This is a genomic window from Streptomyces sp. NPDC001717 (genome assembly GCF_042892775.1).
GTDB lineage: Bacteria > Actinomycetota > Actinomycetes > Streptomycetales > Streptomycetaceae > Streptomyces.
In genome coordinates, this window is record NZ_JBIAUK010000022.1 from 1 (window position 1) to 22697 (window position 22697).

Annotated in this window: 14 protein-coding genes; 7 read left to right on the top strand and 7 right to left on the bottom strand. The window is 74.1% G+C overall.

Annotation, left to right across the window (positions count from 1 at the left end; genetic code table 11):
- Nucleotides 1-354: 354 nt before the first annotated feature.
- Nucleotides 355-891 (bottom strand): MarR family winged helix-turn-helix transcriptional regulator, encoded by a 537-nt coding sequence (locus tag ACFYZL_RS27995; protein WP_384753434.1) that lies wholly within the window; start codon nucleotides 889-891, stop codon nucleotides 355-357.
- 124 nt (nucleotides 892-1015) lie between these two features.
- Between ACFYZL_RS27995 and ACFYZL_RS28000 the strand changes: the two genes are divergently transcribed.
- Nucleotides 1016-2320, top strand: coding sequence for an MFS transporter (locus tag ACFYZL_RS28000; protein ID WP_388682872.1), 1305 nt, complete (start codon nucleotides 1016-1018; stop codon nucleotides 2318-2320).
- A 62-nt stretch (nucleotides 2321-2382) separates the two neighbouring features.
- Here ACFYZL_RS28000 and ACFYZL_RS28005 read toward each other — a convergent pair whose 3' ends face one another.
- Together ACFYZL_RS28005 and ACFYZL_RS28010 are read right to left on the bottom strand one after the other, a co-directional pair.
- Nucleotides 2383-4167, bottom strand: a complete 1785-nt coding sequence (locus tag ACFYZL_RS28005; RefSeq protein WP_384753437.1) for a SpoIIE family protein phosphatase — start codon at nucleotides 4165-4167, stop codon at nucleotides 2383-2385.
- Between the two features lie 140 nt (nucleotides 4168-4307).
- Nucleotides 4308-5726 (bottom strand): NAD(P)/FAD-dependent oxidoreductase, encoded by a 1419-nt coding sequence (locus ACFYZL_RS28010; RefSeq protein ID WP_384753440.1) that lies wholly within the window; start codon nucleotides 5724-5726, stop codon nucleotides 4308-4310.
- A gap of 340 nt (nucleotides 5727-6066) precedes the next feature.
- Between ACFYZL_RS28010 and ACFYZL_RS28015 the strand changes: the two genes are divergently transcribed.
- Together ACFYZL_RS28015 and ACFYZL_RS28020 are read left to right on the top strand one after the other, a co-directional pair.
- Nucleotides 6067-6867 carry a TetR/AcrR family transcriptional regulator gene (locus tag ACFYZL_RS28015; protein WP_384753442.1) on the top strand — a complete coding sequence of 267 codons (801 nt, stop codon included), beginning with the start codon at nucleotides 6067-6069 and terminating at the stop codon, nucleotides 6865-6867.
- A gap of 188 nt (nucleotides 6868-7055) precedes the next feature.
- Nucleotides 7056-9044, top strand: coding sequence for a sigma-70 family RNA polymerase sigma factor (locus ACFYZL_RS28020; protein ID WP_388682744.1), 1989 nt, complete (start codon nucleotides 7056-7058; stop codon nucleotides 9042-9044).
- On the opposite strand, the gene ACFYZL_RS28025 is transcribed toward ACFYZL_RS28020, so the two are convergent.
- The 3 genes from ACFYZL_RS28025 to ACFYZL_RS28035 form a co-directional block, all read right to left on the bottom strand.
- Nucleotides 9031-12225, bottom strand: coding sequence for an ATP-binding protein (locus ACFYZL_RS28025; RefSeq protein WP_384753448.1), 3195 nt, complete (start codon nucleotides 12223-12225; stop codon nucleotides 9031-9033). The two genes, ACFYZL_RS28020 and ACFYZL_RS28025, sit on opposite strands and share 14 nt — an antisense overlap.
- Before the next feature lie 364 nt (nucleotides 12226-12589).
- Nucleotides 12590-13090 carry a MarR family winged helix-turn-helix transcriptional regulator gene (locus ACFYZL_RS28030; protein WP_384753451.1) on the bottom strand — a complete coding sequence of 167 codons (501 nt, stop codon included), beginning with the start codon at nucleotides 13088-13090 and terminating at the stop codon, nucleotides 12590-12592.
- Nucleotides 13091-13171: 81 nt separating this feature from the next.
- Nucleotides 13172-15457: an asparagine synthase-related protein gene (locus ACFYZL_RS28035; protein ID WP_388682747.1), complete on the bottom strand. Its 2286-nt coding sequence runs from the start codon at nucleotides 15455-15457 to the stop codon at nucleotides 13172-13174.
- Between the two features lie 649 nt (nucleotides 15458-16106).
- Between ACFYZL_RS28035 and ACFYZL_RS28040 the strand changes: the two genes are divergently transcribed.
- From ACFYZL_RS28040 to ACFYZL_RS28055, 4 genes are all read left to right on the top strand, one after another.
- On the top strand, nucleotides 16107-17753 hold the full coding sequence (locus ACFYZL_RS28040; RefSeq protein WP_388682750.1) for a sporulation protein: 1647 nt from the start codon (nucleotides 16107-16109) through the stop codon (nucleotides 17751-17753).
- 41 nt (nucleotides 17754-17794) lie between these two features.
- A complete protein-coding gene (gene lhgO, locus ACFYZL_RS28045) occupies nucleotides 17795-19033 on the top strand; it encodes an L-2-hydroxyglutarate oxidase (RefSeq protein ID WP_384753460.1) in 1239 nt (412 codons plus the stop codon).
- A 339-nt stretch (nucleotides 19034-19372) separates the two neighbouring features.
- Nucleotides 19373-20206 carry a tRNA (guanosine(46)-N7)-methyltransferase TrmB gene (gene trmB, locus ACFYZL_RS28050; protein ID WP_384755435.1) on the top strand — a complete coding sequence of 278 codons (834 nt, stop codon included), beginning with the start codon at nucleotides 19373-19375 and terminating at the stop codon, nucleotides 20204-20206.
- Between the two features lie 43 nt (nucleotides 20207-20249).
- Complete coding sequence (locus ACFYZL_RS28055; protein WP_388682753.1) at nucleotides 20250-21629, top strand: PrsW family intramembrane metalloprotease; 1380 nt, start codon at nucleotides 20250-20252, stop codon at nucleotides 21627-21629.
- On the opposite strand, the gene ACFYZL_RS28060 is transcribed toward ACFYZL_RS28055, so the two are convergent.
- Nucleotides 21538-22590: a M23 family metallopeptidase gene (locus ACFYZL_RS28060; RefSeq protein WP_388682755.1), complete on the bottom strand. Its 1053-nt coding sequence runs from the start codon at nucleotides 22588-22590 to the stop codon at nucleotides 21538-21540. The genes ACFYZL_RS28055 and ACFYZL_RS28060 overlap by 92 nt on opposite strands.
- Between the last annotated feature and the right edge of the window lie 107 nt (nucleotides 22591-22697).

Below are 22697 nucleotides of genomic sequence, written 5' to 3' on the forward strand. Positions count from 1 at the left end.
TCAAGGAACGGACGCTTCCTTTGTACTCACCCTCTCGGGCTTTCCTCCGGGCTTCTGTTCTGCTGTCTTGCGTTTCCGACTCTATCAGACTCTTTCGGGCCTGACTCCCAGTCAGCGGGGTTTGTCTTCCGGGCTGTTGGGCCCTTCCGACTCCCAGAACTCTAGTGGATTTCCCGGACGATTCATAATCGGCCTTCGGAAATTCATTCGGGCATGCCGAATGCGTTCCCGATGGGAGGTCGCGCAGAGTTGGGTGCCGCAACGAGGCGGCGGGATTCGTTGTCGCCAAAACCTTCCGGCTCTGGGACAACTCGAAGAACCTTACGGACCCGCGGGGCCCGTGTCAACCCCGGCTCAGCTGGGCGACTGGAGGTCCTCCACGCGGTCCAGCAAGCGGGTGAGCATGTCGCCCAGGGCCCCGCGCTCCGCCGTGGAGAGGTCCTGGAGGAGGTCCTCCTCGAAGACCGTGGCCGCGCGCATCGCGTCCAGCCACTTGCTGCGGCCCTCGTCCGTCAGCTCCACGATCACGCGGACGCGGTTGGACTCGTCCCGCTCCCGGGTGACCAGGCCCTCCGCCGTCATGCGGTCGATCCGGTGGGTCATCGCCGCCGGCGTGAGGCCCAGCTGCTTGGCCAGCTCGCTCGGGCCCATCCGGTACGGGGCGCCGGAGAGGACGAGGGCCTTGAGGACCTCCCACTCCGCGTTGCTGATGCCCAGGGCCGCCGTCTGGCGTCCGTACGCGACGTTCATGCGGCGGTTCAGGCGGCTGAGCGCCGATACGACCTTCTCGACCTGGGGGTCGAGGTCCTGGAACTCGCGCTGGTAGACGGCGATCTGCTCGTCGAGGCTCGGCTCGTGGACGGGCGTGGTGCCGTCGGGGGTGTCACCCATGGGTCGAAGTATCGCACGAGCTCGTTGGCGTCTAACTCCTTCGATGTGTAGAGTTAAGGATTGAAGTTTAGGGATGAAGTCTTTCGGTCTTCAGTTACAAGGCAGGTGAGAAGTGACCAAGGTGATGGGCGCTGCGATGCGGCGGATCCAGGCCGGGAACGCGCTGACCGCGTTCGGCATCGGCTTCACGGTTCCGTACCTCTACATCTATGTGGCGCAGGTGCGAGGTCTGGGCTCCATGGCCGCCACGAGTGCGTTCGTGGCGTTCGCCCTGGGTGCTCTGCTCGCGCTGCCCTTCACCGGTCGGGTCATCGACCGGCGCGGTCCCGTCCCCGTGGTCATGGCGGCCGCCGCGGCCGCTTCGGTCGGCGCGCTCTCGCTCGGGCTGTCCACGGGCCTCGTGCCCATCCTGCTGTCTGCCCTGACGCTGGGCGCCGGGCAGGCCGTGATGCAGCCGGCGCTGGCCACCATGATCGTGTGGTGCTCGACGCCGGCCACCCGGACGCGGTCCTTCGCGCTCCAGTTCTTCATGCAGAACCTCGGGCTCGGCATCGGCGGGCTCATCGGCGGGCTGATCGTCGACAAGGACCGGGCCTCCAGCTTCATCCTGCTGTTCGGCATCGAGGCCGTCATGTTCCTGGTGCTGGCCGCGGTCATCGCCACCGTGCGGATGCCGCAGGCGCCGGGCTTCAAGGACGCCCGCCCGAAGGCCCCGGCACAGGGGGGCGGCGGCTGGAAGCGGATGCTCCGGCACAAGGCCATGATGCAGCTGTGCCTGCTGGGCTTCGTGCTCTTCTTCGCCTGCTACGGACAGTTCGAGTCGGGTCTGGCCGCCTTCGGTACCGAGGCCGCAGGCATCTCCCCCTCGACGCTCGGGTTCGCGCTGGCCGCCAACACCGGTGCGATCGTGCTGGCGCAGTTCGTGGTGCTCCGGCTCGTGGAGAAGCGCCGGCGGTCGCGGGTGATCGCGCTGGTGGGGCTGATCTGGACCGTGGCGTGGGTCATCGCCGGGTTCTCGGGGCTGGGGCACGGCAGCGCGATGATGGCCGCCGCCGCGTTCATCGCCACGTACGCGCTCTTCGGCATCGGCGAGGCCATGCTGTCGCCGACCGTCGCGCCGCTGGTGGCCGACCTGGCTCCGGAGGGGTCGGTCGGTCAGTACAACTCGGCCTTCGCGCTGGTCAAGCAGATGGCGCTGGCGCTCGGGCCGCTCGGGGTGCCGCTCGGTGCGGGTGTGCCGATGCTCTACATCGGGATCTTCGTACTGGTCTCGCTCGGGATCGCCGGGCTGGCGCTGCGGCTCGGCAGGCAGCTGAGCCCGGAGCAGGACAACCCCTCGCTGGTGAGCAGGGTCGTGGCCCAGGGTGGGCCCGCCGTCGCCCCCGCCGGCGCCGGCAAGGCCGCCGGCTCGGAGGTCGCGCACGTGTAGACGTGCCCGTGGATGTACGGAAGGCCCCGGTCCTCGTGGACCGGGGCCTTCCGCCTGTTCGGCTACTTGTCCGGCAGGGCGAACTCGCACCAGACGGCCTTGCCGCCGCCCGGAGTGCGGCGGGAGCCCCAGGCGGAGGCGATGGTGGCGACGATGGAGATGCCGCGGCCCGTCTCGTCGGCCGGTTCGGCACGGCGGCGGCGCGGCAGGTGGTCGTCGCCGTCGGTGACCTCGATGATCAGTCGGCGGTCGGTGCGCCGCAGACGCAGGCGCATGGGCGGCGTTCCGTGCTGGAGGGAGTTCGCGACGAGCTCGCTGGCCGCGAGGACGCCGAGGTCGCACAGCTCCACCGGGAAGCGCCAGGAGGCCAGGACCCCCTGGGCGAAGGCCCGGGCTCGCGGGGCGGCCTCGACGCCGCCGAGGAGTTCCAGGGCGGCGTTGTGGAAGAGCTCGGCGTCGGGGCCGGTGCGGGCGGGCTGCTGGAGGACCATGACGGCTACGTCGTCGTCGTGGTCCGCGTCCACCCCGAGGGCGCGCATCAGGCGGTCGCAGATGACGGCCGGGGTGCCCTGTGCGCCGGAGAGCGCGCGTTCCAGCGCGGCGACGCCCTCGTCGATGTCCTCACCGCGGCGTTCGACCAGGCCGTCGGTGTAGAGGACGGCGGTGGAGCCGGGGCCGAGCGGGATGGTGCCCGAGGTGTGCAGCCATCCGCCGGTGCCGAGGGGCGGGCCGGTGGGATCGGCGGCTCTGCGTACGGTGCCGTCCTCGTCCCGGACCAGGATCGGGAGGTGGCCGGCGGAGGCGTAGGCCAGCAGGCCCTCGTTGGGGTCGTGGACGGCGTAGACGCACGTGGCGATCTGGCTGGCGTCGATCTCGGCGGCGAGGCCGTCGAGGAGCTGGAGGACCTCGTGGGGCGGCAGGTCGAGGCGGGCGTACGCGCGCACGGCCGTGCGGAGCTGGCCCATGACGGCGGCCGCGCGGACGCCCCGGCCCATGACGTCGCCGATGACGAGCGCGGTGCGGCCGGCGCCGAGGGTGATGACGTCGTACCAGTCGCCGCCGACGGCCGCCTCGGTGCCGCCGGGCTGGTAGGTGGCGGCGACGCGCAGGTCGTCGGGCTGCTCCAGCTCCTGCGGGAGGAGGGAGCGCTGGAGGGTGACGGCGGCCTCGCGCTGGCGGCGCTCGCTGGCGCGCAGTCGCTCGACGGCTTCGGCGTGGTCGGTGACGTCGGCGAGGTGGATCAGGACGCCGGCGTGGGCTTCCGCCTCGCCGCCGCTCTCGGCCTTGGGGAAGTCGACCGGGGTGCAGGTGACGGTGTAGGTGCTGGTGCCGCCGGGTGCGGTGCGGTTCTTGGCGGTACGGGGCTTGCCGCTGCGCTGGACCTGGTCGAGGAGCGGGAGCAGGCCGAGCTCGCCCAGCTCGGGGAGGGCCTCGTGGGCGGGGGCGCCGGGGAGGCGGGTGCCGAAGCCGGCCGTGTAGGCGTCGTTGACGTACGCGACGTGGTGCTCGGGGCCGTGGACGAGGGCGACCAGCGCCGGGAGGCGGCCGATGACCTCCCGGACGGACAGCTCGTCGAGCGAGGGCACCGCGGCGGGGGCACCCGTGTGCCGGCCCGGGGTGGTGCCGGTGCCGCTGCCGGTGCCGGAGACCGTGGGGTCGGCGGGGCCGCCGTCCGCGGTCGGCACGGACCGATCGGTTCCGGGGTCGGCTCGGCCGCCGCGGGCGGCCGGGACCGAACCTTCACCCCTCTTGGCCTGTGCGGCGGCCTGGGCGGCGGCGTGTTCGGTCCGCGCGGCGGCGCGGCGCTGCGTTCCGGGAAACCGGGCGCTCCAGCGCGTGAAGTTCACTGCGTTCAGGCCTCGTGGTGTCGCAAGTGGTCGCTGTGTCGCTCGTCGGGTGGTCGGTCGCTGGCTGGACGTTGTCACTCTGTGCAGGTGTGAGCCCACCTATGGTCACACGTCCAGTGTGGCCGACCGCACTGACAACGTCAGCTCTGGCTGTCCTTCGGAGGGTTGGGGGTGGGCTTCGGGGGTGGGTCCTTGGGGCCGCCTCCCGCGGCCAGTTCGAATTCTGCCCTGGGGTGTTCTAGCGAACCCAGGGAGACGATCTCGCGCTTGAAGAGGCCGGAGAGGGTCCATTCGGCGAGGACCCGCATTTTCCTGTTGAACGTGGGGACGCGGCTGAGGTGGTACGTGCGGTGCATGAGCCAGGCCGGGTAGCCCTTGAGCTTGCGGCCGTAGACGTGGGCGACGCCCTTGTGGAGGCCGAGGGAGGCGACGGAGCCCGCGTACTTGTGGGCGTACTCGGTGAGGACCTCGTCGCGGAGGGCGGCGACCAGGTTGTCGGCGAGGACCTTGGCCTGGCGGACCGCGTGCTGGGCGTTGGGGGCGCATTCGCGGCCGGGTTCGGGCGCGGTGATGTCGGGGACGGCGGCGGCGTCGCCGGCCGCCCAGGCGTGCTCGACGCCCTCGACGGTGAGGAAGGAGGTGCAGGCGAGCCGGCCGCGTTCGTTCTTGGGCAGGTCGGAGGCGGCGAGGATCGGGTGCGGTTTGACGCCCGCGGTCCACACGACGGTGCGGGTGGGGAACCGGGAGCCGTCGCTGAGGACGGCGACGCGGTTCTCGCAGGATTCGAGCCGGGTCTCCAGGCGCAGGTCGATGTTGCGGCGGCGCAGTTCGCGGATGGTGTAGACGCCCATGTCGGGGCCGACCTCGGGCAGGATCCGGTCGCTGGCCTCGACCAGCACCCACTTCATGTCCTCGGGCTTGATGTTGTGGTAGTACCGCGCCGCGTAGCGGGCCATGTCCTCGAGTTCGGCGAGGGCTTCGACGCCCGCGTAGCCGCCGCCGACGAAGACGAAGGTGAGGGCGGCGTCGCGGAGGGCGGGGTCGCGGGTGGAGGAGGCGATGTCCATCTGTTCGATGACGTGGTTGCGCAGGCCGATGGCCTCTTCCACGGTCTTGAAGCCGATGGCGTACTCGGCGAGTCCCGGGACGGGCAGGGTGCGGGAGATCGAGCCGGGTGCGAGGACGAGTTCGTCGTACTCCATCTCGACCGGGCCGGTCCCCTCGTCCTCGGTGGCGAGGGTGGCGACGGTCGCGGTGCGTTTGGCGTGGTCGATGTGGCGGGCCTCGCCGATGACGATGCGGCATCGCGACAGGACGCGGCGCAGCGGGACCACGACGTGGCGCGGGGAGATCGAGCCGGCGGCCGCCTCGGGGAGGAAGGGCTGGTACGTCATGTAGGGCTCGGGGGTGACCACCGTGACCTCGGCTTCGCCGGATCTCAGCTTTCTCTGGAGCCGGAGCGCTGTGTACATGCCTACGTAGCCGCCGCCGACGATCAGGATGCGCGTGCGGGGCGGGGTACCGGGGGCCGTGCCCCGCGAGTTAGCAGCCTTCACCATCCCATGACGCAACGTGGCCGGGAGTTTGTCCACAGGCCCGACAAATTGTGTGACCGGTGGTGGTGCCGGGGTGGACTCGAAGCGGACCTCGGGTGGGAGTGGAACTCCGCAGGTCAGGGGGTGCGGAATGAGAGATTCCGGGAGTGCGTGGGGAAAAAGTGAGGGCGAATGCTCCGATCGGGCGGTGCTCCGTCCGGGGCTGCCTCTTCTGAATTGACTCTGGCTCAACTATGTTCGTATCTCGTCGAGTGAGTAGGACCGGGCCTGAGACCGTGGCCCACCTCGACGTGAAGGCGGGGAGTGTCTCCGGGGGGAGACAAATGATTACCGGGGGATACATATGAACATTTCCGATTTCCATGGTTCTGCGACCGCGCTTTCGGTCGAGAACAGCAACGGTCGCGCGCTCGCGAACGGAGCCACCACGCACGGGGTGGGCCGCTCCACTCCGCTGCGCGTCGACGCCCAGCGCAACCTGGAGCACGTGCTGCGGGCGGCCCGTGAGGTCTTCGGCGAGCTGGGGTACGGGGCTCCGATGGAGGACGTGGCGCGGCGTGCGCGCGTCGGTGTCGGCACCGTGTACCGGCGCTTCCCGAGCAAGGACGTGCTGGTCCGGCGGATAGCCGAGGAGGAGACCGCCCGACTGACGGAGCAGGCTCGGACGGCGCTGGGCCAGGAGGAGGAGCCGTGGCAGGCGCTCTCCCGGTTCCTGCGCACCTCCGTGGCCTCGGGCGCCGGGCGGCTGCTGCCGCCGCAGGTGCTGCGGGTCGGCTCGGCGAGCGAGGACGGGGCCGAGGAGACCGAGGCCTCCGAGGCGGCGCGGGTTCCGCACCAGCGCCAGGCCGCCGAGACGGCCGGGGCCATCGGTGCGGTTCCGGAGGGTCGGCTCGTGGCCGCGCGCATCGCGGCCGAGGACGAGCCCTCGGACGACGCCGGCGCGGGTGCGCTGCTGGAGGTCGTCGGACAGCTCGTGGAGCGTGCCCGGGAGGCCGGCGAACTGCGTGGTGACGTCACGGTGGCCGATGTGCTGCTGGTGATAGCGACGGCGGCGCCCGCGCTGCCCGACCCGGCGCAGCAGGCGGCGGCCTCGACGCGGCTGCTCGACATCCTGCTCGAAGGGCTCCGCTCCCGGACTGCGTGAGGGCCGGACGCGCTGCTGCGCCAACCGCCGCGGTGGGACTTCCGGACCGGCGTCCGTGGGGTTTCGTCACCGGGCCGCTGAAATGTGCCCGGACGGGTGGATGGTGTGCGGACGGGTCCGGCGCGCGCCCCCCGTGTGACACGCTTCATCGGTGTACCGGTTGAGTGTGTCGTTCGGGGGCGTCCGAAATGAGCGTTGACGGGCGGGAAGAGCCTCTCGGTGCCGGAGGCGACCTCGCGGCGGGCGGTCTGGCGGCGGGTGGTCTGCCCTCGCGGCAGGTGCCGGCCCAGCGCGAGCCTCGCGGGTCGGGGGACGAACTTCCTCCTTCCGACGGTGACTTGATCGCCCGGATGCGGGGTGGTGACGACGGTGCGTACGAGGAACTGTTCCGTCGTCACGCCGAGGCCGTGCGGCGCTACGCACGGACCTGCTGCCGGGACGGGCACACGGCCGACGACCTGACCGCCGAGGTGTTCGCGCGGACGCTGCAGGCGGTGCGGGGCGGGGCCGGGCCGGACCAGTCCGTGCGGGCCTATCTGTTGACCACCGTGCGCAGGGTCGCCGCCGCCTGGGCCAAGACCGCCAAGCGGGAGCTGCTCGTCGAGGACTTCGCGGTCTTCGCCGAGCAGGCCGGGGCGGGTGGCGGTACCGAGGGTGGCGCCGGGTTGTCGGGGCTGTCCGGTGACGACACGCTCGAACTGGGTGCGGACGTCCGGGCGATGCGCGAGGCCGAGCAGTCCTTGGCCATGCAGGCCTTCAGGAGCCTGCCGGAACGGTGGCAGGCCGTGCTGTGGCACACCACCGTCGAGGAGGCTTCGCCGAGTGCGATCGCCCCGCTGTTCGGGCTGAGCGCGAACGCGACCGCCGTGCTGGCCAGTCGGGCGCGGGAGGGGCTCAAGCAGGCGTATCTGCAGGCCCATGTGAGTTCGGCGCTGAGCGAGGGCGGCGACTGCGCGCAGTACGCGGACCGGCTGGGCGCCTATGCGCGCGGCGGGTTGAGGATGCGGGCGGAGCGGGGGCTGCGCAAGCACCTGGAGGAGTGCGCGAAGTGCCGGCTGGCGGCCGGTGAGCTCAAGGACGTCAACGCGGGCATTCCCGCGCTGCTTCCGGTGGCGGTCATCGGGTGGTTCGCCGCCGGGTACGCGGCCAAGGCCGCCGGGGTGGTGGCCGGTGGGGCCGTCGCCGCGGGCGGGGCCGGGGCCGCGGCGGCCGCCGTCGGCGGGTCGACCGCCGGGGCTGCCGGCGGGGCGGGGGGTGGGGCTGCGGGTGTTGCCGGGGCGGGTGGTGCCGCGGGGGCTGGTGGGGCCGGGGCTGCCGGTGGGGCCGGGTCGGGGGCCGGTGGGGCTCTGGCTTCCGAGGGGCTCGGGCTGCCCGCCAAGGCCGCCATCGCCGCGGGGATGGCGGTGGCCGCGGCCGCCGGGGTGGTGTTCGCGCTGACCGGGGACGATGCCGAACCCCAGGCTCAGGTGAGGCCCGCGCCGAGCGTGGCGGCTCCGGCGGTACCGCAGTCGCCCGCGCCGCCGACGCCCTCGGCCTCGCCGGAGCCGAGCCCGCCCGCCGAGGCGCCGCCGACGCGTGGGCCCGTACCCCCGCAGCCGAGTGCGAAGCCGACGCCGACGGCCCCGGGTGCCGTCGTTCCGCCGCCGAAGCCCTCCGCGCCCGCGTCCCCCTCGCCCTCGCCGAGTCGGGAGCTGCCTTCGCCGACGCCGTCTCCGAGCAGGCCCCCGAAACCGCCGAAGCCGGGTGCGTTCGCGCTCGCGCGGCTCGACTACGCCCCGTACGGGGACCACACGGGACCGGAGTTGCAGGTCCGGCACAGCAGCTGGGTGTGGCAGCGCTCGGGACTGTGGGTGGGCGGCCGGCGGTTCGAGCACGGGATCACCGTGAACTCCCACTCCTCCGTGCAGATCACGCTCAACCGCCAGTGCACGACCTTCTCCGCCCGGGTCGGGGTGGACGGCCTGTCGGCGCTCACCGACGGCGAGGTGCGGTTCTCCGTGTACGGCGACGGGCAGCGGCTGTGGCAGTCCGCCACCCTCGGGCACGAGGACCCGTCCGCGCCCGTGAACGTCTCGCTGGCCGGCCGGTCGTCGTTGCGCCTGGTGGTGGAACGGGCCGGACCGGGCCGGCTGCCGACGCTCGCGAGCTGGGCCGACGCGGTGATCAGCTGCCGGTGAGCGCCGTGACCACAGCGCTCGGGAGCAGGGCCGCGCCGGCGGCTTCCTCCCGGCCATAGGCGTCCGCGCCGAGCACGGTGAGGATGCGGGCCGGGAGCCCGGCCACCGCGGCCTCCTCGGGCACCGACCGTGGATGGCCGGTGCGCCAGGCGGTGGCTGCGGCGAAGGTGCGGACGGCCTCGGCCGGACGACCGGCGTCGGCGAGCATCACGGCCGCGGCCTCCGCCATCCCGGCCAGGAACCGCTCGGCGCAGTAGGCCCCCACGGCGGTGGCGAAGGCCGGGCCGATCAACGTCAGACCGACCTCCGGGCCGTGGTCGTGGGCGGTGAGTACGGCCTCGACGGTGTCCATCCCGGCGATGAACTGCGCGGGGACCTGGTGCTGCGCGGCCGCGGCGCGGGCCAGCCGGTACTCGCTCCACGCGCGGGCGGTGTCGCCCCGCTGGATGGCGAGCAGGGAGGAGAGGAGCCGGGCGAAGCTGCTGACGTCGTACACGCCGCCGTGGCGGTCGGACTCGGCGTCCGCTTCCGCCAGGAGTTTCTCGGCGGCGTCGAAGTCCCCGACGCAGTAGGCGGTCTCCGCGATCCGGGCGATGGCGAACGGTGCCTCGACGTGGGCGCCGACCTCGCGGGCGAGGCGCAGGCACTCCTCGTACTCGGTGCGCGCGGTGTCGTACCGGCCGCGCGAGATGGCGGCCTCGCCGGCGGCGCTGGCGACCTGGGCGCGGATCCAGCGGTCTCCGACGCGGCGGGCTATCTCGTGGAGTTCGGCGAGATCGCGGTCGACGCCGGGCAGGCCGCCGGTGACGTCGATGGACACGTGGGTGCGCAGCATGAGCGCGATGCCGAGCTCCCAGTCACCCCCGTGGCGGCGGCAGTTGGCGACCGACTCGTCGAGGATCGAGTGGAACTCCAGGGCGTCCCCGGTGAGGAAGACCGTCGCCGGCCAGAGCATGCCGGGGAAGGTGTTGGCCTCGGGGGTGTCGCCGCCCCGGAAGGCCTCGCGGATGCGCACGGCGAGGTCCTGGTACTCGGGGGTGCGGAACCTGTCGGCGCCGCTGCTCTCGGCCACGAGGAACATGCCGAGGACCTGGAGGCGCATGAAGCACCAGTACGCGGACGAGCCCTCGGGCGGGTCCGCGGGGGTGATGGCGAGCACCCGGGCGGTCCACTCGGCGCCCTCGGTGCGGTAGTTGCGCAGCCACCAGAACCAGCCCAGGGCCAGGACGAGGCGCTGCGCGGCATCGGGGTCGGGGTCTTCGACGGCTGTGGTGTGCAGGGCGGCGCGGAGGTTGTCGAGCTCGGTCTCGATGCGCCGGATCCAAGGCAGCTGGGCGGCGGAGCGGATCAGGGGTTCGGCTTCCTCGGCGAGGGCGAGGAAGTGGGCGGCGTGCCGGCGGGCGGCGGTGCGGATGTCGTCGGGGTGTGCGGCGGCGCGCTCGGTGGCGTACTCGTGGATGGTTTCGAGCATGCGGTAGCGCATCCCGGGGCCGGCGGTCTCCGGTTCCGCCACGACGAGGGACTTGTCGACGAGCGAGCCGAGCACGTCCGCGGCCTCGTGGGGAAGGTCCGCGCAGACGGCTTCCGCCGCGCCGAGGTCCCAGCCGCCGGCGAAGACGGACAGCCGGCGCAGCACCGTGCGCTCGGGCTCGTCCAGGAGCTCCCAGGACCAGTCGACGACGGCCAGCAGGGTCTGCTGGCGGGGCAGGACCGTACGGGCGCCGCTGGTCAGGAGCCGGAAGCGGTCGTCGAGGCGGTCGGCGATCTGGCGCGGGGTGAGCAGCCGCAGACGGGCGGCGGCGAGCTCGATGGCGAGGGGAAGGCCGTCGAGGCGGGCGCAGATCTCGGCGATGGCGGCCGGGTCGTCGTCGGCACGGAACCCGGGGCGGGACGACGCGCCGCGCTCGGCGAAGAGGAGGTGGGCGTGGTCGGGCGGCAGTGGTTCGACGGGCCGGAGCGTCTCGCCGGGTACGCCGAGGGGTTCGCGGCTGGTGGCGAGGATCCGTACGCCGGGGCAGTGGGTCAGCAGGAGCTCGGCCAGCTCGGCGGCGGCGCCGACGACGTGCTCGCAGTTGTCGAGGACGAGGAGGAGGCTGCGGTGCGCGCAGTGCTCGACGAGCTGGGCGGCCGGGTCCGCGGCGGCGGCCGTGCTGTCCCGGGCGACCAGGGAGTTCTCGCGCAGGCCGAGGGCGCTGAGCACGGCGCCGGGCACGGCGGCGGGATGGTCGAGCCGGGCGAGTTCGACGATCCAGCCGGCCTCGGGGTGGGCGGCGGCCGCGTGCTCGGCGAGGCGGGTCTTCCCCGAACCGCCGGGACCGGTGAGGGTGACGAGCCGGAGGTGGGCCAGGTCCTGGCGCAGGGCGGCCAGTTCCGGCTCGCGGCCGACGAAGGACGTGAGGCGCGGCCGCAGATTGCCGCGGGGCCGCGGCGGGACGGGCGCGGGAGGGTGCGGCCGGAGCAGTTCGGCGTGCAGGGCCGTGAGTTCGGGGCCGGGGTCGGCGCCGAGGGCGTCGGCCAGGGTGCGGCGGGTGTCCTCGTACGCCGCGAGCGCGTCGGCGGGGCGGCCGGCGGCGCGCAGCGCGCGGAGGTGCTGCGCGCGGAGCGTCTCGTCGTACGGGTGCTCCTCGATCAGCGCCTCGATGTCCGGCAGGAGCCCGGCGGGTGCGGTGCCCCCGCTGCGCAGGTCGGCCTCGATGCGCGAGCGCAGCACGTCGACCCGGCGGGCCTCGGCTGCGGCGGCGTGGGCGGTGCGGGCGGGCTCGGGCAGGTCGGCGAGCGCGGACCCGCGCCAGAGCCCGAGGGCGGTGCGCAGGGTGTGGGCCGCCGCGGCCGGGTCGTCGGCCAGCTCCCGGCCGCCCTGGGCCGCAAGCCGGGTGAAGCGGTGCAGGTCGACTTCGTCGCGGGCGACGGCCAGCCGGTAGCCGCCCGCGGGGTCGGCGGTGATGGTGTCCCGGCCGCCGAGGGCGCGGCGGAGCCGGGCGACGAGGGCCTGGAGGGCGGCGGGGGCGTCCTCGGGCGGGGCGTCGCCCCAGACGTCGTCGACGAGGTCGGCGACGGGGGCGGGCCGGCCGGCGCGCAGGGCGAGGGCGGCGAGGAGCGCGCGGAGGCGGGCGCCGCCGAGGGGGACGGGGGCGCCGGTCTCGTCACGCGCCTCGGTGACGCCAAGGATTCGATACCGCACCCGCCAATTCTGCCCGTCGCCTGCGGGGGCGGCATCGGCTTTCGGGGGCGGTGCCGCCCCCGCGCGTCGCCCCCGCGCGTCGCCCCCGCGCCGCCGGGGGCGGGTGTGCGGTGGGGCGCCCCCGCAGGGCGTCGAAGGCAACCATCCTCCGCTTGCCGGTGCCTCTGCGGGTTCGACCCCCGAGGAGGTGCCCCGGCGCACGGCCGGCCCTGGCGGCCCTTGGGCGCCGCCCGAACCGGGGTGCCGCTGCGCGGAGCGTGTCCCCTACCCGCCCTTCCGCCGTTCCCCGGGCTCCGCCCGGACCCGTCCTGGGGCTCCGCCCCAGACCCCGCGCCTCAAACGCCGGCGAGGCTGAATCGGCCCGCTAGGGCTTGTCGCCGTGGGCTTCGAGGAGGGTGCGCAGGGACGCGGCCAGGGTGGCGCACGTGGCTCGGTCCAAGGGGGACAGGAGTTGCCGGAAGTGGCGCAGGTGGGCCGCCATCAGGGTCTCAGTGAGGGCGTGGCCCGCCTCGGTGAGGCGGACGCGGACCGCGCGACGGTCCTTGCCGTCACGGACGCGCTCGACCAGCCCCTTCGCCGCCATCCGGTCGATGCGGTTGCTGATCGCGCCGGAGGTGACCATCGCCGCCGGGATGAGCGTGCCCGCGGTCAGTGCGTACGGCGGGCCCGAGCGCCGCAGGGTGGTCAGGACGTCCAGCTCGCCCGGTTCCAGGTCGTGTTCGGTCACGAAGGCCTTGAGCCTCTTCTCGACGACCCGGTTCACGCGCTGGATCCGCGCCACCACCTCGATGGGCCACAGGTCCCCCGCCAGTTCGGGGCTCTCCGCCGCCCACTGCCCGACGATCGCATCCACCGCGTCACTCATGTCCCCTATCCGTTCCGTTCCGGTCCGTTCCGACCCTCGGTGCTCACCGTCGCGCGGCAAAAAGATAAACGCGCGAAGGGGTCAGGACAGCGCCGGGCGGTGGACCGCCCGGACCGGTACGCCTTCCGGTACGGCCCTGCGGCGGGCCGTCGAGGTGCCCGTCCAGCACGTGCCCCGCCGGGCGAGCAGCCGGCGCAGCCACAGCTCCATCGAGACGAGTTCCGCGAGCCCGTCCAGCGGTACGGGTCGCCCGTCCGCCGCGTCGAGCAGGGCCTGGCGTACGACGCGGGCCTCGATCAGCCCTGCGTCGGCGAGCAGCGGGGAGGCGAAGAGGTCCATGAGGGAGGTGAGGGCGGCCCGCAGACCGAGCCGGGTCGCCGTCTCGTTCGGGGAGTGGGCGGTGGCGCCCCAGCCCGTGGGGAGTTCGCGCACGCCCGCCGAGGACAGCACGCTGCGCAGGATCGCCGCCCGGGCCCCGGGCTGTACGCGCAGGGATTCGGGGAGCGCTCGGGCGGCGCGGACGACCTGGTTGTCGAGGAACGGGGCGTGCAGGCGCTGGCTGCGGACCTCCACGGCCTGCTCGAACACCCGGTGGTCCGCGGCGTGCCGGGCCAGGACGGCACGGGCACGGGCCTCGCCGGGCCGCAGCGAGAGCGGCGGTCGGCCCGCGGCGGCGGCCAGCCGGATCGATACTTCCGCCAGCGCCTCCCCGGTGAGCCAGCCCGCCGCGGGCCCGGGTCGGGACCAGGTCAGGGCGGCGAGGGAAGCGTCCACCGGACCGGAGGACCGCACGGTGACCCCGCCCTCGCGGAGCCTGGCCGCGGCGGCTTCCATGCCCGCGCGGTACGTCGTACGGGAAAGTCGGCGCGCCGCCGAGTACACGGTCAGCGGCACCAGGAGGGATTCCCCGGAGGCGGAGGCCGAACGGGCCAGGGCCGCGACCGGCCGCAGCAGGTGGCGGCGCCGGCGGTCCAGCAGGAGGTCGGCCATGCGCGCCGGGTGTGCGTCGAGGACCTGGCGGGCCCCGTGGCCCGTGAAGTGGTCGGCGCTGCCGGCGGCCAGCCGGCGCCGCTCGCGGGCGGCGAAGACCAGCGAGGGCCCCGGTTCGTCGGTCAGCGGGCCGTCGAGTTCGGCGTACGGGAGGGCTTCTTCGGCGGCGGCCACCACGACGTGGTGCAGACGCGGGTCGGCGGCGATGACGTGGGCCCGTTCCAACTCGGCCTCGCGACCCTGCGGAGTGGCCAGGTCGTTGAAGGTGACCGCGAGCAGCCGGGCCCCGGCGGGGCTGCCCAGGCTGCCCGGGGCGCCCGGGAGTCCGGCGGCCAGCAGGGCGAGGGTCGCGGACGCGCTGCCCCCCGAGAGGTCGGCGCCCACCCCCGGGGCGGGGGCGCCGCGGGCTGCGCGCCGGTCGGCCGGCCCCATGCCGGGCACGGGGCCGGGATCGTACGGCGGGGCCGTGTCGGGAGCATGCCTGGGCGCCGTGAGCCGGGCGCGCACCGCGGCCGTCAACGCTTCCCGTACGCCCTCCACCGCGCGTTCGGCGTCGGCCTCGGGAGCGGCGACCGCGAGGGAGGCGACGGCTTCGTAGCCGGTGATCTCCCGGGAGCCCTCGCGCAGGATGAGCGCGTGGCCGGGCGGGATGCGGCGGACCCCGGCGTACGGAGTGCCGTCGCCCAGCGCCTCGGGGCTGTCGGGGCAGGCCAACAGGGCGGCGAGGTGGCCGATGTCGAGCTGCGCCTCGATGAGGTCGGCGAGGGGGAGCGCGGCGGTGGCGTACGCGGTACCGCCGGCCCAGGGGGTGTAGAAGACGGGCCGCGCGCCCGCGAGGTCGCCGACGACGGTGATGCGGCGGCCGGCCTGTACGACGGCGGTGTAGCTGCCGGACCACTGGGTGAGGTGGCGCAGCGCTCCGCCGCGGGCGGCGTAGAGGGCGCGCTTCAGCTCGGCGTCGGTGGCGCCGCAGCAGCCGAGGACGGCGAGCCGGGTGAAGGGGTCGGCCGGGTCGGCGGTGAGGGTGCGGATCTCGTCGGGGCGCCAGTCGCCGACGGCCCAGAGGGGGTCCGGGTCGCCCCACAACAGCTGGGCGCCGACAGGCTGGACGGTGCGGTCGGCATCGGCGCCGACGTCGCCCGGGTGAGCGGCGTCCGCGATGCCGCCGCGCAGCGGGGCGCCCGCACGGTCATGGCCCGCACGGTCATGGCCGGGACGGTCGTAGCCGGCGCGGTCGTAGCCGCCCTGGCTGCCGGGGCCGTCGAAGCCTCCGGGCCCGCCGAAGCCTCCGGAGCCGCCGTGGCCGTTCGCGCCCGAGACCCGTCCGGCCGTGCCGAAGCTCGCGGCGATACTGCTCCAACCCACCAACCAGCGCACCGCCGCCTCCCCAGCCTGTGGGCACATGACCGGGGCACGGGCAGCACGGTCGGCGCGGAGGGCGCGGCCGCGGGACCCCGGGTGGCTCGGGGTCCATGCTGCCACGGGACAGGCGTGCGAGAGTGGTTAAGGGGGGCGCACATGCAAAGGAACACGCCCCGGCCACGCGGTATTTGACGTTCCGTTCCCACCGTCCCATAGGTCGGTTTCAGCCATTCTTCGGCGGTGCGGAGTACCGCCCCGGACCGCCTGCGCCCACCCGCGACGGAGCACGTGCGCGGTCGCGGGAGGCGGAATCCGCCTCCCGGACCGGACCGCCGCCCGCGGGGATTGAGGCAGCGGCACCCCCGGACCCGCCCGGTTCACGCAGCGGGCCGACCCACGCACCGCACATCGAATCGCCGGGCCCCCCGACCGGCCAGAGCGCACGGGTGGGCGCACGGCCACACGGGCGGAGCACACCGGGACGAGTGCGCCCCGGGCCCGAGCCGTGGCCGGACTGTGCAAACGGACAACAATCCCGCCATACGGAAGTAGAGGCCTTAACGCTTGGGAGGCGGGGAACTACGCTGGGTTTACGAAATGCCGGGCGCCTATGCCCCGGCGGCGTAAGCGTTGTGTGCGTTCCGCGTGTGACGAGGGGTGGCGCATGTCCAGGGAGCTCCGCGAGCCCAATGAGAAGCTCGGCGCCGTCCTCGCCCTCGCGGGCATCAGCAACGCCGGGCTGGCCCGGCGGGTCAACGACCTCGGCGCGCAGCGCGGCTTGACCCTCCGGTACGACAAGACGTCGGTCGCACGGTGGGTGTCGAAGGGGATGGTGCCGCAGGGCGCCGCCCCGCACCTGATCGCGGCCGCGATCGGCGCGAAACTGGGGCGGCCGGTGCCGCTGCACGAGATCGGCCTGGCGGACGCGGATCCCGCGCCCGAAGTGGGCCTGGCCTTCCCGCGCGACGTGGGGGCGGCGGTCCGCTCGGCCACGGACCTCTACCGGCTCGACCTCGCCGGACGGCGGGGCGGCGGCGGGATCTGGCAGTCGCTCGCCGGTTCCTTCTCCGTGGCTGCGTACGCGACGCCCGCCTCGCGCTGGCTGATATCTCCGGCGGACGGCTCGGTGGCACGGGAGCCGGGCCCGACGGCGCCGGACGCGATGACCGGGACCGCCGGCACGGCGACCGCCGCCGCGGCGACCGCGCCCGCGACGACGACGGCGCCCGCCACGGCCGCACACACGCCCGCACCCACGCCTGCGCCCGCGACGACCGCACCTGTGACCGCTCCGGCTCCGGCCGCTCCTCAGGCCGACAGGCCGACGGCGCCGGGACCGCCGTCCACCGTTGTCCCCGCTCAGCCCGGGCCCGAAACTCAGCGCGATCACGCCCAGCGCGTGGGCCACAGCGATGTGAGCAAGCTGCGCGAGGCCGCCGAGGACGCGCGCCGCTGGGACTCCAAGTACGGCGGCGGGGACTGGCGTTCGTCGATGGTCCCCGAGTGCCTGCGGGTGGACGCGGCGCCGCTGCTGCTCGGCTCGTACAGCGACGAAGTGGGCCGCGCGCTGTTCGGCGCGACCGCCGAACTGACCCGGCTGGCCGGATGGATGGCCTTCGACACCGGTCAGCAGGAGGCCGCCCAGCGCTACTACATCCAGGCGCTGCGCCTCGCCCGTGCGGCCGCCGACGTCCCGCTCGGCGGATACGTCCTGGCCTCGATGTCCCTCCAGGCGACCTACCGGGACTTCCCGGAGGAGGGCGTCGACCTCGCCCAGGCCGCCGTCGAACGCAACCGGGGCCTGGCCACCGCCCGCACCATGAGCTTCTTCCGGCTCGTGGAGGCGCGCGCGCACGCGAAGGCGGGCGATTCCTCGGCCGCCGGGGCCGCGCTGCGGGCCTCGGAGGGCTGGCTGGAGCGGTCGCGGGACGGCGATCCCGATCCGACGTGGCTCGGCTTCTACTCGTACGACCGCTTCGCGGCGGACGCGGCGGAGTGCTACCGGGACCTGAGGCTCCCCCGTCAGGTGCGGCGCTTCACCGAGCAGGCCCTGTCCCGGCCCACGGAGGAGTTCGTGCGTTCGCACGGGCTGCGGCTGGTGGTGAGCGCGGTCGCCGAGCTGGAGTCGGGCAACCTCGACGCGGCGTGCGCGGCGGGCACCCGGGCGGTGGAGGTGGCGGGTCGCATCTCCTCGGCGCGGACGACCGAATACGTACGTGACCTGCTGCACCGCCTGGAACCGTACGGGGACGAGCCGCGCGTCGCGGAGCTGCGCGAGCGGGCCCGGCCGCTGCTGGTGACGCCGGCGTAACGGCGGCCGCGGGCCCTCGTGGCCGTGTTGTCGGTGGCGGGGTGCAGTATGCAGGGGTGGGAGGTGTCGGCGTGGGCGTGGGCGGTGGCGTGGACTGCGATGTGCTGGTGATCGGTGGCGGGATCGTCGGCCTGTCGACGGCGTATGCCGTGTCGCGGCTGGCTCCGGGGACCCGGGTGGTCGTCCTGGAGAAGGAGGACGGCCCGGCGCGTCACCAGACGGGCCGCAACAGCGGGGTGATCCACAGCGGGATCTACTACCGGCCGGGATCGCTGAAGGCGCGCTTCGCGGTCAGCGGTGCGGCCGAGATGGTCAAGTTCTGCGCGGAGCACGGGATCGCGCACGAGGTGACGGGCAAACTGATCGTCGCCACCGAGCGGGACGAGCTGCCGCGGCTGCACGCCCTGGTCCAGCGCGGGCGGGAGAACGGCATTCCGGTGCGCGAGCTCGGCCCGGCGCAGATCTCCGAGTACGAGCCGGAGGTGCACGGCCTGGCCGCGATCCACGTCGGCAGCACCGGGATCGTGGACTACGGCCGGGTGAGCGCGCAGCTGGCCGAGGCCTCCGGCGCGGAGATCGTCTACGGCGGCGCGGTGGACCTGATCTCGCGCAGACCCTCCGGTGTGGCGGTCCGCACCACGTCCGGGCTGGTCGTGCGCGCACGGGTCCTGGTGAACTGCGCCGGCCTGCAGTGCGACCGGATCGCGCGGCTGGCCGGGGACGACCCGGGGATGCGGATCGTGCCGTTCCGGGGTGAGTACTACGACCTGAACCGTCCGGAGCTGGTCCGCGGGCTGGTCTACCCGGTACCGGATCCGGCGTTCCCCTTCCTCGGGGTGCACCTGACGCGGGGCATCGGCGGCGGCGTCCACGTCGGCCCGAACGCGGTGCCGGCGCTGGCCCGGGAGGGGTACGGCTGGTCCGTGGTCCGGCCGCGCGACGTGGCCACGGAGCTGGCGTGGCCGGGCTCCTGGCGGATGGCCGCCCGGCACTGGCGGTACGGGGCGGGCGAGATACACCGCTCGCTGTCGAAGCAGGCCTTCACGCGGGCGGTGCGCAGGCTGCTGCCGGCCGTCTCGGCGGAGGACCTGCGGCCCGCTTCGGCGGGGGTGCGGGCGCAGGCCGTCCTGCGGGACGGGACGCTGGTGGACGACTTCCTGATCCGGGAGGCGCCGCGAACGGTGCACGTGCTGAACGCGCCCTCGCCGGCGGCGACCGCTTCGCTCCCGATCGGTCGGGAGATCGCCGCGCGGGCCCTTCGCCTGCTGCGGGCCGCCTGACCCGGGCGGGCCGGGTGCGGGTCCCGCTGCGCGGAGCCGCTCCCCGCCCCGCCCTTCCACCGTTCCCCGGGCTCCGCCCGGACCCTCCCCCGGCTACCGCCGGGAGGTGCCCCCTGCCTTGAACCCCGGAGGGGCTGGATTCGCCTCCGGCGGCGCCTCGAGCGCCGGCGGGGCTGAGATTGCCCCGCGGGCGATCCAGCCGCGCCGGGCGGACGGCAGGAGCGAAATCCAGCCCCGCCGGCGTTTGAGGCGCGGGGGTCCGGGGGCAGCGCCCCCGGCAGCGGTGCCGCACGCGGCCGAGCGGCCCGGGTATCGCCCCCGTCGTAGAATCTCGGCATTGTGTCTGAGTCCCTGAACCCCACGCCGCCCAGCCTCCCGGACGCCACCGCGCCGGAGGCTTCCTCGTACGTGCCCCCCAAGTGGCGGACCGAGCCCCGGTTCCCCGACGGGCCCTCCCCGGACCCGGCCGGCTCGCACCACGAGCGGCGGATCCGGAGCTTCCAGCCCCGGCGCAGCCGGGTCACCACCGGCCAGGGCGAAGCCCTGAAGCGGCTGTGGGGCACCTGGGGACTGGACATCGACGGCCACTCGGTCATCGACCTGAAGACGCTCTTCGACGGCCTGCCCGTGGTCCTGGAGATCGGCTTCGGCATGGGCGAGGCCACCGCCCAGATGGCCGCCGCCGACCCCGGCACCGGCATCCTCGCCGCCGACGTGCACACCCCGGGGCAGGGCAACCTCCTCGCCCTCGCCGAGCGCGGCGGGATGACCAACGTCCGCGTGGCCAACGGCGACGCGATCATCCTGCTGCGCGAGATGCTGCCGCCGGACTCCCTGGCCGGGATGCGCGTCTACTTCCCGGACCCCTGGCCCAAGGCCCGCCACCACAAGCGCCGGCTGATCCAGCCCGAGTTCCTCACGCTGGCCGCCACCCGGCTCGCCCCCGGGGCGGTGCTGCACTGCGCGACCGACTGGGAGCCGTACGCCGAGCAGATGCTCGAAGTGCTCACCGCGCACCCGGACTTCGAGAACACGCAAGACGACGGCGGTTACGCGCCGCGTCCCGACTTCCGGCCGCTCACCCGTTTCGAGGGCCAGGGTCTCGACAAGGGCCATGTCGTGCACGACTTGCTCTTCCGTCGCGCAGAGAACGTCAAGAACGCGAAGAACTGACCACGTCACTCGCCGTGTCGGACCCGCTCTGTAGGGTCATCATGTGTTCCGAGCGCTCTCCGTTGTGCTCGCACGCCCGGCGGGCAAGGTCCGCACGTGCGTGCTCGTCGTTCTGCTCGCCGGTACGGGTGTCGCGATCCTCGAACTCGTCCGTGAACAGACCGGTACCCCCGGCTTCTTCGTCGGCCTCGGTCTGGCCCTGCTGCCCGTCGCGCCGCTCATGGCGGCCTTCCGGTGGCTGGGCCGGGCCGCGCCCGCGCCCTGGCAGCAGTTGCTGTTCTGCTGCGGGTGGGGGGCCTGTACCGCGGCGCTGATCGCGATACTGGCCAACAGCTTCGCCACCGAGTGGATAGCCGGGGCCACGGCCGACCCCGCCCACGCCGACACCCTCGGCTCGGTGGCGATCGCCCCGGTCGTGGAGGAGAGCGCCAAGGCGGCCGCCCTGCTCCTCGTCTTCGCCTTCCGCAGACGCCACTTCACCGGCCCGGCGGACGGTTTCGTCGTCGCCGGTTTCACCGCCACCGGCTTCGCCTTCACCGAGAACATCCTCTATCTCGGCAACGCCTTCGGCGAGGACCTGGCCGACGGCACCGGCGTACTGGACTCGGTGACCGCGGCCACCTTCTTCGTACGGATCGTGCTGTCGCCGTTCGCGCACCCGCTGTTCACGGTCCTCACCGGGCTCGGTTTCGGCGCGGCCGCGCTCAGCGCCCGTCGCTCGCGCCGGTTCGCCCTGCCGTTGCTCGGGCTCGGCGCCGCCATGTGCGCGCACGCGCTGTGGAACAGTTCCTCGCGGTTCGGGGAGTACGGGTTCTACGTGGTCTACGGCTCGGTGATGGTCCCGGTGTTCGCCCTGCTGGTGTGGCTGGCGGTGTGGATAAGGCGGCGGCGGCTGCGCGCCGTCGCCCGCGAGCTCGCGGAGTACGCGGCGGCGGGCTGGCTCGCGCCGGCCGAGGTCCCGGCGCTGGCGTCGATGCCGGCCCGCTCGTTGGCCCGCTCCCTGGCCCGGCGCAGCGGGGGCCGGGCGGCCGGCCGTGCGGTCGCCCGGTACGAGGAGGACGCGACGGCGCTGGCCCTGCTGCGGAACCGGGCGCGCCGCGGCGGCCCGGCGGGGGAGCCGGACTTCGCGGGGCGGGAGCGGGAGTTGCTGGGCCTGCTGTGGCTGCGCCGGGCGACCGCCGGGCCCGCGCTGGTCCGGGCCGCGGTCCTGGAGGAGCTGCTTCCGCCGTGGCCGGGCCCGCTGCCGGCGTCCGGAGGCGCCGCGGCGCCGACAGCCGCCGGTTTACCCGCCCCCCGACGGGCAGCCCCGACCCCGGAAGCCGCCCCGGGTCTCAGACGTTCAGGCCCTTGGAGGTCAGCCACGCCAGCGGGTCCACCGTCGAACCGCCCTTGCGCACTTCCAGGTGCAGATGGGGGCCGGTGACGTTGCCGGTGGCGCCGACGCGGCCGATGGTGTCCCCGGCTCCGACCGAGCCGGAGGTCACCGACATCGAGGAGAGGTGGCAGTACCAGACCTCGGTGCCGTCCTCGAGCTCCAGCACGATCCGGTAGCCGTACGCGCCGGACCAGCCCGCCGAGGTGATCTTCCCGGCCGCCACGGCCTTGACCGGGGTCCCCGTGGGGGCGGCGAAGTCGAGGCCGGTGTGATAGCCGGAGGACCACATGGAGCCGGCCACCCCGTAGTGCGAGGTGAGGGTGTAGGCGGAGGTGGGCAGCGAGTAGTCGCCGGCCGACTTGGCGAGGCGCTCCTGCTCGGCCTTGGCCGCGGCGGCCTCTTCGGCGGCCTTGGCCTCGGCCGCGGCCTTCGCCTCGGCGGCCGCCTTCGCGTCGTCGGCGGCCTTCTGCGCGGCGTCCAGCTTGGCCTTGGCCTCCTGCGCGGCGGCGGCCTGAGCGGCCTGTGCGGTATCGGCGAGCGCCTTGGCCTCGGCGGCGTCCTGCTGGGACTCGGCCTGCTGGAGGATCCGGCTGAGCAGCACCTCACCGGCGTCCGCGCCCCGCCCGGCCTGCTGCGGGATGATCCCGGTCTTCCCGGCCTGCGCGGCCGCGTCCCGGGCGTCGGCCGCCGAGCCGTGGTCCGCGGAGAAGTCGCCGTCCAGCACCTGGGTCATGGTGGGCAGGTTCGGCATGTCCGGCAGGTCCGGCATGGATATGGCGACCTGGGGCCGGTCCTGCGCGGTGGCTATGCCGCCCGCACCCACGGCCGCGATGACGCCGACGCCCAGCACGGTGGAGCTGCGCGCGAGTCCCCCGCGCTGCCGGGCGACCCGGTGCTTGCCCCGTACCGAACGGACCGAGTCCTCGGTGGGGTTCCACTCGCCCCAGGCGCCGGCGGTCGGCGGTTCCTGGATTTCGGTGCCTTCAGGGGCAGGCAAGTTGGAGGCCACCGGGGCACACTCCTCATTGACACGCACGCGCACGGCGCCGTCTCTTGCGACGGCTGGGACGACCGCGCTGCGTTATCGAACGGTAATAGACGCAGGGGAGTGATTCC